Annotated in this window: 12 protein-coding genes; 8 read left to right on the top strand and 4 right to left on the bottom strand. The window is 71.3% G+C overall.

Annotated features, from left to right (window positions below; translation table 11 throughout):
• Window positions 1-4: 4 nt before the first annotated feature.
• From yidC to rpmH, 4 genes are read right to left on the bottom strand one after another with little or no spacing between them, the layout of a single operon-like run.
• Entirely contained in the window at window positions 5-1,015 is a 1,011-nt protein-coding gene (yidC, locus tag FIP57_RS09805; protein ID WP_148573338.1) for a membrane protein insertase YidC, read from the bottom strand.
• Window positions 1,016-1,306, bottom strand: a complete 291-nt coding sequence (gene yidD, locus FIP57_RS09800) for a membrane protein insertion efficiency factor YidD (protein ID WP_148573337.1) — start codon at window positions 1,304-1,306, stop codon at window positions 1,016-1,018.
• Window positions 1,303-1,710, bottom strand: coding sequence for a ribonuclease P protein component (gene rnpA / locus FIP57_RS09795; protein WP_148573336.1), 408 nt, complete (start codon window positions 1,708-1,710; stop codon window positions 1,303-1,305). Before rnpA ends, yidD begins: the two co-directional genes overlap by 4 nt.
• A 44-nt stretch (window positions 1,711-1,754) precedes the next feature.
• Window positions 1,755-1,892, bottom strand: coding sequence for a 50S ribosomal protein L34 (gene rpmH / locus FIP57_RS09790; protein WP_148573335.1), 138 nt, complete (start codon window positions 1,890-1,892; stop codon window positions 1,755-1,757).
• 619 nt (window positions 1,893-2,511) lie between these two features.
• Between rpmH and dnaA the strand changes: the two genes are divergently transcribed.
• The 8 genes from dnaA (at window position 2,512) to FIP57_RS23985 (ending at window position 14,767) form a co-directional block, all read left to right on the top strand.
• Entirely contained in the window at window positions 2,512-4,023 is a 1,512-nt protein-coding gene (gene dnaA, locus FIP57_RS09785; protein WP_420846685.1) for a chromosomal replication initiator protein DnaA, read from the top strand.
• A 466-nt stretch (window positions 4,024-4,489) separates the two neighbouring features.
• Window positions 4,490-5,641, top strand: a complete 1,152-nt coding sequence (gene dnaN, locus FIP57_RS09780) for a DNA polymerase III subunit beta (protein WP_148573334.1) — start codon at window positions 4,490-4,492, stop codon at window positions 5,639-5,641.
• A 118-nt stretch (window positions 5,642-5,759) separates the two neighbouring features.
• Window positions 5,760-6,686 carry a phosphogluconate dehydrogenase (NAD(+)-dependent, decarboxylating) gene (gnd, locus tag FIP57_RS09775; protein ID WP_148573333.1) on the top strand — a complete coding sequence of 309 codons (927 nt, stop codon included), beginning with the start codon at window positions 5,760-5,762 and terminating at the stop codon, window positions 6,684-6,686.
• Between the two features lie 24 nt (window positions 6,687-6,710).
• Window positions 6,711-7,853: a DNA replication/repair protein RecF gene (gene recF / locus FIP57_RS09770; RefSeq protein ID WP_148573332.1), complete on the top strand. Its 1,143-nt coding sequence runs from the start codon at window positions 6,711-6,713 to the stop codon at window positions 7,851-7,853.
• Entirely contained in the window at window positions 7,850-8,395 is a 546-nt protein-coding gene (locus FIP57_RS09765; RefSeq protein WP_148573331.1) for a DciA family protein, read from the top strand. Before recF ends, FIP57_RS09765 begins: the two co-directional genes overlap by 4 nt.
• Window positions 8,396-8,734: 339 nt before the next feature.
• Entirely contained in the window at window positions 8,735-10,825 is a 2,091-nt protein-coding gene (gene gyrB, locus FIP57_RS09760; protein ID WP_148573330.1) for a DNA topoisomerase (ATP-hydrolyzing) subunit B, read from the top strand.
• A gap of 361 nt (window positions 10,826-11,186) precedes the next feature.
• Entirely contained in the window at window positions 11,187-13,826 is a 2,640-nt protein-coding gene (gene gyrA, locus FIP57_RS09755) for a DNA gyrase subunit A (protein WP_148574125.1), read from the top strand.
• Complete coding sequence (locus FIP57_RS23985; protein ID WP_148573329.1) at window positions 13,826-14,767, top strand: DUF3566 domain-containing protein; 942 nt, start codon at window positions 13,826-13,828, stop codon at window positions 14,765-14,767. Before gyrA ends, FIP57_RS23985 begins: the two co-directional genes overlap by 1 nt.
• The last annotated feature ends 56 nt before the right edge of the window (window positions 14,768-14,823 follow it).

Raw genomic sequence — 14,823 nt, 5'->3', positions numbered from 1 at the left:
GGGGTCAGCGAGGCTTGCCGCCGGCGGGGCGGCCGGAGCCGCGGGGCGGGGCGCCCTTGCCCTTCTTGCGCTGCTCGCGCGACTGCTTCTTCGGCTGCTGCCGACGTCGCTCGGCTTCGGAGGGAGCCGCGACGGCGGTCGTCGTGGTGCCGGTCGACTCCGGCTCGGGGAGCCCCTTGCGGGCCCGCTTGTGCGCGTCCCGCTCCTCCTTCGCCTTCGCGGCCGGTGTGCCCGGGGCAGGGTTGCGGCGGATCACGTAGAACTGCTGACCCATCGTCCACAGGTTCGAGGTGGTCCAGTAGATGATCACGCCGATCGGGAACGCGATGCCGCCGATGGCGAAGACCAACGGGAGGATGTAGAGCAGCATCTTCTGCTGCTGGGCGTACTGCCCCTTGAGCGCGTCCGGCGGCATGTTCTTGGTCATCAGCTGCCGCTGGGTGAGGAACGTGGTCGCGGTCATCGCGATGACGAGGAGGCCGGCGAGCACCCGGACAGCCGTGGCCGACTCGCCCTCGGCACCGGTGAACGTGTCCGCGATCCGCGCCCCGAAGATCTTCGCCTGGGCCAGCGAGTCGACTTGGTCCTGGCTCAACACGCCCCGTGTCTCGCCGTGCGCCGCCCGGTCGATCAATCGGAAGAGCGACAGGAAGATCGGCATCTGCAGGATCAGCGGCAGGCAGGACGCCAGCGGGTTGGTGCCGGTGTCCTTGAACAGCTTCATCTGTTCCTGGGCGAACCGCTCGCGGTCGTGGCCGTACTTGTCGCGCAGCTCCTTCAGCTTCGGCTGGAGGAGCTGCATGTTGCGGCTCGACTTGATCTGCTTCACGAACAGCGGGATCAGCGCGGCCCGGATGACCAACGTCAGGCCGATGATCGACAACGCCCAGGCGGCGCCCGAGTCGTCCCCGAAGATGCCCCCGAAGAGATTGTGGAACCCCGAGAGGATGACGGAGGTGATGAAGTAGAGCGGCGCCATGATCGCGCCACCGACATCACCGAAGAACTCGAACACTCAGGCTCCTTGGATCCGCTGAGACATGGAATCGGGGTGCTTCGCCCGACGGTAGCCGCGGTGGCGGCGTGACACGCGGGCCGGCGGGACCGGGTCGACCCCACCGGCCGCCCAGGGGTGGCACCTGAGGAGGCGGCGGGCCCCCAGCCAGGAGCCACGAATGCTGCCGTGGACGGTCACCGCCTCCAGCGCGTAGGCCGAGCAGCTGGGGTAGTAGCGGCAGACCTCGCCGTACAGCGGGCTGATCGCGAAGCGGTATCCCCGCAGCAGCCAGATCAGGACCCACTTCACGAGCGCTGCTCCGACCCCGGGCCACGGGAACCACCGGAACCGCGTGAACCGTCCCGCGGCGTCCGGGCACGCGCCAACGCACGGTCGAGGTCGTCCCCGAGCTCGGCGTACGACGCGGTCGGCGCCGCCGGCAGGGCACGGACCACGACCAACGCAGAAAGCGGGAGCGAGGTCACTCGCTCCCGCATCAAGTGTCGGAGCCGGCGCTTCACCTGGTTGCGGACCACGGCATTCCCCACGGCCTTGCCGACCACGAGCCCGACCCGAGGGGGTCGCGGCTCGGCCTGATCGGCCTCCGGGGCCGCGAGGTGCACCACGAGGGTCCGGGTGCCGGCGCGACGGCCGGCACGCACCGCACGGCCGAAGGAGGGCCCGTCGGTCAGCCGGTGTTCGCGCTTCAGCACGTCACGTCACAGCCCGACCACGGGCAGGGGGAAACCCGTGACGGTCAGACGGCGAGCCGCTTGCGGCCCTTGCTGCGCCGGGCCGACAGGATGGCGCGGCCGGCGCGGGTACGCATGCGCAGGCGGAAACCGTGCGTCTTCGCGCGACGGCGGTTGTTCGGCTGGTACGTACGCTTGCTCACGTGGCTCTCCGATGTCGATGAGGCAAAGGCTTGGGGTCACCCGGGGCGCAAGGCAGTCCGTGGCGCGGGAACGGGTCCCGCCGCGCGCGCGGACATGCAGCACCAGTCGAACCGGTCGACATCCCACGGTACGTCGCGCCGCCTAGTCGGGTCAAACGGGACCGTTCCGGTCACCCGGAGCCGCTCCTCGGCGTGGCTTCCGGCGCGTCGCGGAACCCTGTGGAGAGGCGTCGATCACGCCGCCCGTGAGTGGTCTCGCACCCTGTGGAGAACTGCTTGCCCGCCGGTGGAGGACCTTGTTAGCGTCGCCTCCGTTCCCCGGCGTTCCGGGCTCTTCCCCACCTTCTCGACGATCCCCGCTCCGACCCTCGGAGTTGGGTTCGGTGGCGCATGCCCGGATCCGGGTCGGCAGCTGCCGACCGCCGAGCAGGCGCAGGCCGGTGGGCTCGGGGCCGGTGCTTTACCAGACCCGTTGGCGAGTGCACAACCTGTGGAAAAGGATGTGGACACGTGTTCGGAGCCGGCGCACCGGCGGGCCGGGCCGCGGGGGACGCAGGTTCGCAGAGGCGGAGAACCGGGTGTCCCCGGTCCTCCCGGAATTCACAGGGAGGGCGAGCGCGTGGAGCTCGACGGTTCGGGACAGCGGCCGAGGACGTCCGACGAGCTGCAGGCGGTCTGGTCCCAGCTTCTCGAGGACCTGCCTCCCAACCAGCGGGTCTGGCTCAGCGCGAGCCAACCCCTGACGCTCCACGAGAACACCGTGATCGTGGCGGTCGGCGACGAGTTCACCCGCAACCAGCTCGAGGGCCGGCTGCGCAGCCGGCTCGAGGACTCGCTCGCCTCGGCGTTCGGAGGCCCAATGCGGCTGGCGCTCACCGTCAACCCGGACCTGGTGCCGCCGGCAGAGCCGAGCGGCGGTCGTCCGTCGAGCGAGCAGGACGATCAATCGTCACGGCGATTCAACGACATGTCGACAAATCGCTCCAGCGACGAATCGTCGGATCGACTCGGGATGCGGGCCGACGGTCCGGGGGCAGGCCGGGGCCCCGCCCCGGCACCCTCGACCGGAGGGCACACCGGCGGGACGGCCCAAGAGGCGCGGCTCAACCCGAAGTACGTCTTCGAGAGCTTCGTCATCGGCTCGTCGAACCGGTTCGCCCACGCGGCAGCGGTCGCGGCGGCCGAGGCGCCCGGCAAGGCGTACAACCCGCTGCTGATCTACGGCGACTCCGGGCTGGGCAAGACCCACCTGCTGCACGCGATCGGTCACTACGTCCGGAGCCTCTTCAGCGGCGCACGGGTGCGCTACGTGTCCAGCGAGGAGTTCACCAACGAGTTCATCAACGCGATCCGCGACGACCGCACCTCGACCTTCCAGCGCCGCTACCGCGACGTCGACGTGCTGCTCATCGACGACATCCAGTTCCTCGAGGGCAAGATCCAGACTCAGGAAGAGTTCTTCCACACGTTCAACACGCTCCACAACGCGAGCAAGCAGATCGTCATCACCTCCGACCGGCCGCCCAAGCGGCTCGAGGCGCTCGAGGACCGGCTCCGCAACCGGTTCGAGTGGGGACTGATCACCGACGTCCAGCCGCCGGACCTGGAGACCCGCATCGCCATCCTCCGCAAGAAGGCGGCGATCGAGCGGCTCACGGCGCCGCCCGAGGTGCTCGAGTTCATCGCGTCGAAGATCCAGACCAACATCCGCGAGCTCGAGGGCGCGCTGATCCGGGTGACCGCGTTCGCCAGCCTGAACCAGCAGCCGGTCGACCTCACGCTGAGCGAGATCGTCCTCAAGGACCTGATCCCCGAGGGGACGGAGCCGGAGATCACCGCGAGCCTGATCATCGCCCAGACCGCGTCGTACTTCGGGCTCTCGATCGACGACCTCTGCGGTCCGAGCCGCTCGCGCAACCTCGTCACCGGGCGGCAGATCGCGATGTACCTCTGCCGCGAGCTGACCGACCTCTCGCTGCCGAAGATCGGCCAGCAGTTCGGCGGCCGCGACCACACGACGGTGATGTACGCCAACAACCGGATCCGGGGCGAGCTCGCCGAGCGCCGCAGCACGTTCAACACGGTCACCGAGCTGACGAACCGCATCAAGCAGCAGGCCCGTCAGGGATGACCGGCACGGCGTCGCGAACCACACGTTCCTGGGGATCGCCGTGTGCAGAGCCCGGCGCCCGTCGTGGAGCGGGTGTGGAGAACTCGGCAGCCGGCTCGGGAACGTGTCGTTCGCTGCACAGCACGGCGGTGTCGCGCACACCGTCCCCCACAGCCGCTGTGCATCCGAGAAGCGGCGCTGACCTGGGGGAACGCGAGTTCTCCACAATTTCCACGGCTCCTACTACGGTCACGAGCAATTCCATGGCTCCGACCTCGGTGAACTTCTGCTCGGCCCCCCACCTGGGGAAAACCCGCCAGGACGACACGACGGGACCGTCGAAGGGGGCCGACCGCCCTGCCGCCGGCGGAGGTCGCGTGGCAGGATGCTCAGCCCCACCGTTCTTGTCGTTCCACCCCGGACCGGTCCGCGGGCCGCGCCGGGGCTCGGTCCGGGTCCGGGCCGACCACACAGGAGGCTCACTCTCGTGAAGTTCACCGTCGAGCGCGACGTGCTGACCGAAGCGGTCGCCTGGGCAGCACGCAGCCTCCCCGTCCGCCCGAGCGTCCCGGTCCTCGCCGGGCTGCTGATCGAGACCACCGACGCCGGTGACGGGCTCGTGCTCTCGACGTTCGACTACGAGACCTCGGCGCGGGCGAGCATCCCGGCCTCGGTGCAGGACGAGGGGCGGGCCCTGGTCTCGGGGCGGCTGCTCGCCGACATCTGCCGCAGCCTGCCGAACAAGCCGGTGACGATGGCCGTGGACGGCGCGAAGGTCGTGCTCACCTGCGGCCAAGCGAAGTTCACCCTCCAGACGATGCCGGTCGACGAGTACCCCTCGCTCCCGGCGATGCCCGAGTCCACCGGCACCGTGAGCAGCGAGCTGTTCGCCCAGGCGGTCAGCCAGGCGGTCACCGCGGCCGGCCGCGACGACATGCTGCCGGTGCTCACCGGTGTGCGGATCGAGATCGTCGGCGACCAGATCTCACTGCTCGCCACCGACCGGTTCCGGCTGTCGCTGCGCGAGCTGGGGTGGAACCCGCTGGCCAGCACCGACGCCGAGGCGCACGCGTTGGTTCCGGCCCGGGTCCTCGCCGACACCGCCAAGTCGCTCACTGCGGGCTCGACCGTGACGATCGCGCTCTCCGGCAGCGGCTCGGGCGACGGGATCATCGGCTTCGAGGGCGAGGTCTCCGGCGGCTTCCGGCGCACCACCACCCGGCTGCTGGACGGGGAGTTCCCCCGGGTCCGCACCCTGTTCCCGACCGAGCACAAGACCGTCGCCCGGCTGGACCGCGCCTCGCTGATCGAGGCGGTCAAGCGCGTCTCGCTCGTCGCCGAGCGGAACACCGCCGTCCAGCTGATGTTCGACGACAACGGGCTGACGCTCGACGCCGGCCACGGTGACGAGGCGGTCGCGACCGAGCGGATCGACGCGCTCGTCAAGGGCGACCCGATCACCACCGGGTTCAACCCTCAGTTCCTGCTCGACGGGTTGACCGCGATCGAGCAGCCGGTGGTGGAGCTGGCGTTCACGCTGCCGGCGAAGCCTGCCGTGATCACCGGGGTGCCGGACCAGGACGGCGAGAAGGACACCGCCTTCCAGTACCTCCTGATGCCCCGCCGCCTGCTCAGCTGAGCCGACGGCACCGGCGTCCCCGGGCCGGCTCAGCGCCCCGGTCGTACCGTGGGCACCGACAGCCACCAGGGTGGGACCCGCCAGCAGCGGGGCCACGCGACCCCCGCGAGGAGAACGCATGGAGATCGGGCTCGTCGGACTCGGCAAGATGGGCGGCAACATGCGCGAGCGGATCCGCCGCGCCGGCCACACCGTCGTCGGCTTCGACCGCAACCCTGAGGTCAGTGACGTCGACTCGCTCGAGGCGATGGTCGAGGCGCTGCCCAGCCCCAAGGTCGTCTGGGTGATGGTCCCCGCCGGCGACGCGACGCACGCGACCGTGACCGCGCTCGGCGAGCTGCTCTCCGAGGGCGACCTGGTCATCGACGGCGGCAACTCCCGCTGGACCGACGACCAGGCGCACGCCGAGCAGCTGGGTGCCAAGGGGATCGGCTTCGTCGACTGCGGGGTCTCCGGCGGCGTCTGGGGGCTGGAGAACGGCTACGCCCTGATGGCCGGCGGCGACGAGAAGAACATCGGTCTCGCGCAGCCGATCTTCGACGCGCTCCGCCCCGAGGGCGAGTTCGGCTGGGTGCACGCGGGCAAGGTCGGCGCCGGCCACTTCTCCAAGATGGTGCACAACGGCATCGAGTACGCCGTCATGCAGTCGTACGCCGAGGGCTGGGAGCTGCTCAAGGCCGTCGACGTCGTGGACAACGTGACCGACGTCTTCCGCTCCTGGCGCCAGGGCACGGTGATCCGCTCCTGGCTGCTCGACCTCCTGGTCGCGGCGCTCGACGAGCGGGCCGAGCTCGAGGGGATCCGCGGCTACGCCGAGGACTCCGGGGAGGGCCGGTGGACCGTCGAGGCGGCGATCGAGCACGCCGTGCCGGTGCCGGCGATCGCGGGCGCGCTCTTCGCGCGGTTCGCCTCCCGGCAGGACGACAGCCCGGCGATGAAGGCGGTCGCGGCGATGCGCAACCAGTTCGGCGGCCACCAGATCAAGGCCGACGAGCGCCCCGCCGAGGCGCGCTCCGACGCCGAGCAGCCCCCGTCGAAGGAGTGACCACGCCACGATGAGGGTCCGTCGGTGCACGTCTCCCACCTGACGCTCCACGCGTTCCGCTCGTACGCCGAGCTGGAGGTCCCGTTGACCCCGGGGGTCACGGCGTTCGTCGGGCGCAACGGGCAGGGCAAGACCAACATCGTCGAGGCGATCGACTACCTCTCCCGGCTCTCGTCGCACCGGGTCGCGTCGGACGCGCCGCTGGTCAAGCAGGGCAGCGAGCAGGCGGTGGTCCGGGCCGCCGTGGTGAAGGACGGCCGGACGGCCCTCCTCGAGGTCGAGATCAACCCGGGACGCTCCAACCGGGCCCGGGTCAACCGCTCTCCGCTGCCGCGGGCGCGCGAGCTGGTCGGTCTGGTCCGGACCGTCCTGTTCTCGCCGGAGGACCTGGCCCTGGTCAAGGGCGATCCCGGTGAGCGCCGCCGGTTCCTCGACGACCTGCTCGTGCTCCGCGCGCCCCGGCTCGCCGGGGTCCGCGCCGACTACGACAAGGTGCTCAAGCAGCGCAACGCGTTGCTGAAGAACGCGCTCGGCCGCGGCGGGCGGGCGCGGGGCGGCGACGAGTACTTCGACAGCACGCTGGCGGTGTGGGACGAGCAGCTGGTCCGGCTCGGGGCGGAGCTGGTCGTCGAGCGGGCCCGGCTGGTCGAGGAGCTCGGGCCCCGGCTGGCGGAGGCGTACGCCGCCGTCGCGAAGGACGCCGGCCGCAACGACGCCGCGGTCCGCTACCAGCCGTCGGTGTCCCACGAGCCGGTCGAGGCCGACGGACCGCCGCGGCGCGACGGGGTCGCCCGGATGTTTCACGTGGAACTGGAGCGCCGGCGCCCCGAGGAGCGGCAGCGCGGGATCACCCTGGTCGGGCCGCACCGGGACGAGCTCGCGCTCTCCGTCGGCACGCTGCCGGTGAAGGGGTACGCCTCGCACGGCGAGTCCTGGTCCTTCGCCCTCGCGCTCCGGCTCGCGTCGTACGAGCTGCTCCGGGCCGACGGTGACGACCCGATCCTGATCCTCGACGACGTGTTCGCCGAGCTCGACGTGGACCGGCGCGACCGGCTGGCCGAGCTCGTCGCCCCCGCCGAGCAGGTGCTGGTGACCGCCGCGGTCGACGCCGACGTGCCCGAGGTGCTCAGCGGCGCCCGGATCGAGGTCCGGCGGGAGGAACCGTGAGCGACGAGGAGCCCCGCGCCGACGGGACGCCGGAGGAGCCGCGTCACGACGAGAGCGGCCTCGACCTCGCCCGCAGCATCGCCCGGTCGCTCGCCCGCAACCCGGTTCGACCGCGGAAGGGCGCCCAGCGACGGCGCCCGCCGGCGGACCCCCGGGTCTCGGGGGCGCACCCCGACGACCGCGACCCCCAGCTGCTCGACGCCACCCTCGGCCGGCTGGTCGCCGAACAGGGGTGGGGCGAGGAGGTCCGGGTCCACGGGGTCTTCTCCCGGTGGGACGCCATCGTGGGCCGCTCGGTCGCCGCGCACGTCACCCCGGTCTCCTTCGAGCGCGAGGACGACGGCGGCCGGCTCGTGGTGCAGACGGACTCGACCGCCTGGGCCACCCAGATGCGGCTCCTCGCCGCCACCGTGGTGCGGCGGCTCAACGAGGAGCTCGGCGACGGCACCGTGCGCGTGATCGACGTCCGCGGGCCGGCGCCGCCGCGACGGGCGCCGCGGTGGGTCCGGGACGGACGCGGGCCGCGCGACACCTACGGCTGAGACGGGGTGGCGACCCCTGGTCCCCCGGCGGGGGTCGGGCCGCACATCCCCTCCAGGGCCCGCTGACGGCCCCCGACCCCGTACGGGGACCCACGCCACCCCCTCCCAAGCGCTGTGACAGCCCCTGGCAGCCCTAGAAACGGCCTTCCTCGTCGAATCGTCGCCCACAGAGACGGTGGCGCCCTGCGTTTCCGGGCTCACGCGCGCTAGGATCGACGATGCGGTCGTTTCCTGTCAGACCCTGGGAGGAACGGCCTTCGTTGTGCGGTCGCCCCGCCCAGGAGCGGCCTCCGTGTCGAACGCGTCGACGTCAGTCGATCCCTGCAGCAAGGACGGTTCGTGTCCCAAGAGTCGGTACCTCCCACCCCCCCGACCGACGACCCCGGCACCACCCCCTCGACCCCCCTCCCCCCGTCGTACGACGCCTCCGCCATCCAGGTCCTCGAAGGGCTGGAGGCGGTCCGCAAGCGTCCCGGCATGTACATCGGCTCGACCGGTGAGCGAGGGCTCCACCACCTGGTCTGGGAGGTCGTCGACAACTCGGTCGACGAGGCGCTGGCCGGCTACTGCGACCGGATCGTCGTCTCGATCCTCGACGACGGCGGCATCGAGGTCATCGACAACGGGCGCGGCATCCCCGTCGACATCCACCCCGTCGAGGGGATCCCGGCGGTCACGGTCGTCCTGACCGTCCTGCACGCCGGCGGCAAGTTCGGCGGCGGCGGTTACAAGGTCTCCGGCGGCCTCCACGGCGTCGGCGTCTCGGTCGTCAACGCGCTGAGCAAGCGGCTCGAGGTCGAGATCAAGCGCGACGGCTACCGGTGGACCCAGTCCTTCACGTACGGCGTGCCCGACGGCGAGCTGGTCCGCCACGAGGCCACCGACGAGACCGGGACGACCACCCGGTTCTGGGCCAGCGAGGACATCTTCGAGACCACCGACTACAACTTCGAGACGATCACCAACCGCTTCCGCGAGATGGCGTTCCTCAACAAGGGGCTCGAGATCTGCGTGCGGGACCGCCGCCCGGCGGCCGAGGAGATCGCCGAGGCCGTCGAGGACGCCACGGTGACCGCCGACGAGGTCCCCGAGGGCGAGGAGCCGCGCGCGGGCGCCCAGGGCGGGCTGGAGCGCACCTTCAAGTTCGACCGCGGGCTCGTCGACTACGTCGAGCACCTCAACCGCCGGCGCGACCCCGCCCACCCCTCGATCATCAGCTTCGAGGCGGAGGCCAGCAACGGCTCCGGGATGAGCCTCGAGATCGCGATGCAGTGGAACACCGGCTACACCGAGTCGGTCCACACCTTCGCGAACACGATCAACACCCACGAGGGCGGCACCCACGAGGAGGGGTTCCGCGCCGCGCTCACCTCCCTGGTCAACAACTGGGGCGAGGAGTGGGGGCTGATCAAGAAGCGCGAGGACCGCGTCTCCGGTGACGACGTCCGCGAGGGGCTCACCGCGATCGTCTCGGTGAAGCTCGGCGAGCCGCAGTTCGAGGGCCAGACCAAGACCAAGCTCGGGAACACCGAGGCCAAGGGGTTCGTCCAGCGGGTGGTCAACGACCAGCTCGGCGACTGGCTGCAGAAGAACCCCGCCGAGGGCCGGGACATCGTCCGCAAGGCGATGTCGGCCGCCCAGGCCCGGATCGCGGCCCGCAAGGCCCGCGAGCTCGCCCGCAACCGCAAGGGGCTCCTCGGTGGCGGCGGCCTCCCCGGCAAGCTCGCCGACTGCCAGTCGACGAACCCCGAGGAGTGCGAGATCTTCATCGTCGAGGGTGACTCGGCGGGCGGCTCGGCGAAGGGCGGTCGGGACCCGCGGATCCAGGCGATCCTCCCGATCCGCGGCAAGATCCTCAACGTCGAGAAGGCCCGCATCGACCGGGTGCTCGCCAACAACGAGGTCCAGGCGATCATCTCGGCGCTCGGCACCGGCATCCACGAGGACTTCGACCTCGAGAAGCTCCGGTACCACAAGATCGTGATGATGGCCGACGCCGACGTCGACGGTCACCACATCCGCACGCTGCTGCTGACCCTGCTCTTCCGGTTCATGAAGCCGCTGATCGAGGCCGGCTACGTCTACCTCGCGCAGCCGCCGCTCTACCGGATCCGGTGGAACAAGCCGCACGAGCACGAGTTCGTCTACTCCGACGCCGAGCGTGACGCCCTGATCGCCGCGGGTCGCGAGGCCGGCAAGAAGCTCCCCAAGGAGAACCCGGTCCAGCGGTACAAGGGGCTCGGCGAGATGAACCCCGACGAGCTCTGGGACACCACGCTCGACCCGGACAACCGCCTCCTCCTCCAGGTCCAGCTCGAGGACGCCGCGCAGGCCGACGAGATGTTCTCGATCCTCATGGGTGAGGACGTGGAGCAGCGGAGGTCGTTCATCCAGCGGAACGCGAAGGACGTCCGGTTTCTTGATATCTGAGCTTGTGGCGGCGGGCTGGGGGCCGCCCGCCGGTCCGGCCCCGCGCCGTGCTGTCGGTGTCGTCCGGGGGTCGGCGCGCGACCGCGGGTCCGGCCCCGCGCCGTGCTGTCGCCGTGTCGTCCGGGGCTCTCCCTGTGGTCGCGTACGGCGACGGGACGCCGCGCCTCCCTTACGCACGGCACGGCACCTCCCCCGCACCCGCACACCGACCCCCGGCCCCCCGCTTTCCGGGCCGACCGGCTGGCGCGCTCCGCGCACCGGACGGCGCCGTCGCACCGAAGGGACATGACCTGTGACTGAGACGACTGACAACCCCGGCCCGCTCGGGGGGCGCATCGAGCCCGTCGAGCTGCAGGTCGAGATGCAGCGGTCGTACATCGACTACTCGATGGCGGTCATCGTCGGCCGGGCGCTGCCGGACGTGCGGGACGGGCTGAAGCCGGTGCACCGCCGGGTGCTCTACGCGATGTACGACGGGGGCTACCGTCCGGACCGCGGGTTCTCGAAGTGCGCCCGCGTGGTCGGCGAGGTCATGGGTCAGTACCACCCCCACGGCGACTCGGCGATCTACGACACCCTCGTCCGGCTCGCGCAGCCGTGGGTGATGCGGGCGCCGCTCGTCGACAGCCAGGGGAACTTCGGCTCGCCGGGCAACGACCCCGCCGCGGCGATGCGGTACACCGAGTGCAAGATGGCGCCGCTGGCCATGGAGATGGTCCGCGACATCGACCAGGAGACGGTCGACTTCACGCCGAACTACGACGGCCGCTCCGAGGAGCCGTCGATCCTGCCGGCACGGTTCCCGAACCTGCTGGTCAACGGCAGCGCCGGCATCGCCGTCGGGATGGCGACGAACATCCCGCCGCACAACCTCCGCGAGGTCGCCGACGGCGTCCAGTGGGCGCTGGCCAACCCGGATGCCTCCCGCGAGGAGCTGCTCGAGGCGCTGCTCGAGCGGATCAAGGCGCCGGACTTCCCGACGTACGGCCTGATCGTCGGGCGCCAGGGCATCGAGCAGGCCTACCGCACCGGCCGCGGCTCGATCACGATGCGGGCGGTCGTCGACGTGGCCGAGGACGCCAAGGGGCGCACCACGCTGGTGATCACCGAGCTGCCCTACCAGGTGAACCCCGACAACCTCGCACTGAAGATCGCCGAGCTCGCCGACTCCGGCAAGATCCAGGGGATCGCCGACGTCAAGGACAACAGCTCGGCCCGCACCGGCCAGCAGCTCGTCGTCGTGCTGAAGCGTGACGCGGTGGCGCGGGTGGTGCTCAACAACCTCTACAAGCACACCGAGCTGCAGACGAACTTCGCGGCGAACATGCTCGCGCTCGTCGACGGGGTCCCCCGCACGCTGACGCTGGACCAGTTCGTCTCCCACTGGGTGGCGCACCAGGTCGAGGTCATCCAGCGGCGGACCCGCTACCGGCTCCGCAAGGCGGAGGAAGAGGCGCACATCTTCCGCGGCCTGGTCAAGGCGCTCGACGCGCTCGACGAGGTCATCGCACTGATCCGGCGCAGCCCCACGGTCGAGGAGGCCCGCGAGGGGCTGATCGCGCTGCTGGAGATCGACGAGATCCAGGCGCGGGCGATCCTCGACATGCAGCTGCGCCGGCTCGCCGCCCTGGAGCGCCAGAAGATCATCGACGAGCTCGCCCGTCTCGAGGCGGTCATCGCCGACCTCAAGGACATCCTCGAGAGCCCCGAGCGGCAACGGCAGATCATCTCCGAGGAGCTCAGCGCGATCGTCGACAAGTACGGCGACGAGCGGCGCTCGCAGATCGTCCCCGCGGACGGCGACCTGTCGATGGAGGACCTGATCCCCGACGAGGACCTCGTCGTGACGATCACCCGCGGCGGCTACGCGAAACGGACCCGGGCCGACCTCTACCGCACCCAGAGGCGCGGCGGGAAGGGGGTCCGCGGCGCCACCCTCCGCGGTGACGACGTCGTCGAGCACTTCATGGCGACCAGCAACCACCACTGGCTGCTGTTCTTCACCAACGCGGGGCGGGTCTACCGCACCAAGGCCTACAACCTGCCCGAGGCGAACCGCGACGCGAAGGGCGGCCACGTCGCCGGGCTGCTCAGCTTCCAGCCCGACGAGAAGATCGCCCAGGTGCTCGCCATCCGCGACTACGAGCAGGCGCCGTACCTCGTCCTCGCCACCCGCAGCGGGCTGGTGAAGAAGACCAGGCTCGGTGACTACAACTCGCCGCGGCAGGCCGGCGTCATCGCGATCAACTTCCGCGAGGAGGACGACGAGCTGATCGGCGCCGAGCTCTGCGGGCCGGACGACGACATCCTGCTGATCTCCCGCAAGGGGCAGGCGATCCGGTTCCACGCCGACGACGCGCAGCTGCGGCCGATGGGGCGCGCGACCTCGGGCGTGAAGGGGATGGACTTCCGCCCCGGCGACAGCCTGCTGTCGATGTCGGTGATCCGGCCGCACGCGGAGGACGAGTCGACGCCGCAGCAGTACGTCTTCACGATCACCGACGGCGGGTTCGCCAAGCGGAGCGCCATCGAGGAGTACCGCGTCCAGTCGCGCGGCGGCTACGGCATCAAGACGATGAAGCAGGACGACGACCGGGGCAACCTGGTCGGCGGGTTCATCGTGGTCGAGGGCGACGAGGTGCTCGCGGTCAAGCAGTCCGGCCAGGTCACCCGCAGCGCGATCGACCACCACCTCCGGGCCACCAGCCGCGACACCAAGGGCGTGAAGTTCGTCGGGGTCTCCGGCGGCGACGCGGTGGTCCGGGTGGCCCGCAGCGTGGAGTCCGCGCTCGACAACGACGCCGAGATCGAGGCCACCGCCCCGGTGGCCGACGCGCCGGTGGAGGCGCCGCTGGACGAGGTGTCCTCGGGGTCGGGTGACACAATCGACGGCGACGCACCTCACGAGGGCGCTGCGGAGGCCGGTGACCCGGTCGACGCGGCGGAGGGTGCCGAAGCCAGCGACGCAGGAGACGGCCCAGAGGAGACGAGGGAGCCCTGATGGCGGACCGACGTTCCGAGGACTCGCCCGCGGCACCTCCCGTGACCGGCCCGGTGGGCGGTCCGGCGGCGGGGGCGCCCGGCGGGGCCGGCGGCGTCGACCCGGGTACGCCGGGGCGGGACCCTCGTGGGTCGGGGGCCCCGGACCCCCAGCAGGAGCTCAGCCAGCGGATCAACGCGGCGTACGCCTCGTCGGCCCCGATCATCCCCGACGAGCCGGACGACCGGGCCGACGAGACCGCGGAGCACCGGCCGGTCGAGGAGCAGCGGCCGACGAGCGCGGAGCGGTTCGCCGCCGTGCTGGCCGCGACCAACGCCGCCCAGGCCAGCGCCCAGGCGGCCGGTCGCGGCGAGGGCCAGGCGCATCCTGCCCCTCAGCCGGTGCAGGCCCAGCAGCCGCAGCCGGCGGAGCCCTACGACCCGCGGCCCGGCAAGGCTGCCCGACGGGGTGACCGCCACCCCGGCCCCGAGGCTCCTGCGGCCCCGCCCGGTGGTGCTCCCGCGCGCGCCGAGGGCGGCTCGCCGCTCCCCGGCGCCCCCAAGTCCGGCCGGCCGCCCGCCGCGCCGCGGCGGGTCCGTCGTGCTCGGCTCCGGCTGAGCCACATCGACCCGTGGTCGGTGATGAAGACGGCGTTCCTCCTCTCGGTCGCCCTCGGCGTCGTCACGGTCGTCGCCGTGGCGGTCGTGTGGTCCGTGCTCGGCGCCGCCGGCGTGTGGGAGTCGATCAACTCCACGGTGGCCGACGTGGTCGGCGACACCGGCGAGGACTTCGACATCGAGGAGTACCTCGGCATGAGCCGGGTCATGGGGTTCACGATGATCATCGCGGTGGTCGACGTGGTGCTGGTGACCGTCATCGCCACGCTCGGCGCGTTCCTCTACAACCTCGCGGCCGCCCTCCTCGGCGGGCTCGAGGTCGTGCTGGCCGAGGACGACCGCTGAGCACCCTCTCCCCCGGTTTGGGCGGCGCTCAGCCGGTGGGGTAACCTTCCCTGTCG

Source organism: Nocardioides caldifontis (genome assembly GCF_008087345.1).
Lineage (GTDB): Bacteria > Actinomycetota > Actinomycetes > Propionibacteriales > Nocardioidaceae > Marmoricola_A > Marmoricola_A caldifontis.
This window is presented reverse-complemented; position numbering and strand designations above follow the sequence as displayed.

Bases quoted from the DNA above. Each gene is read 5' to 3' on its own strand.
- gnd (WP_148573333.1), top strand. From the start codon at position 5,760: ATGGAGATCGGGCTCGTCGGACTCGGCAAGATGGGCGGCAACATGCGC.
- gyrA (WP_148574125.1), top strand. From the start codon at position 11,187: ATGCAGCGGTCGTACATCGACTACTCGATGGCGGTCATCGTCGGCCGG.
- FIP57_RS23985 (WP_148573329.1), top strand. From the start codon at position 13,826: ATGGCGGACCGACGTTCCGAGGACTCGCCCGCGGCACCTCCCGTGACC.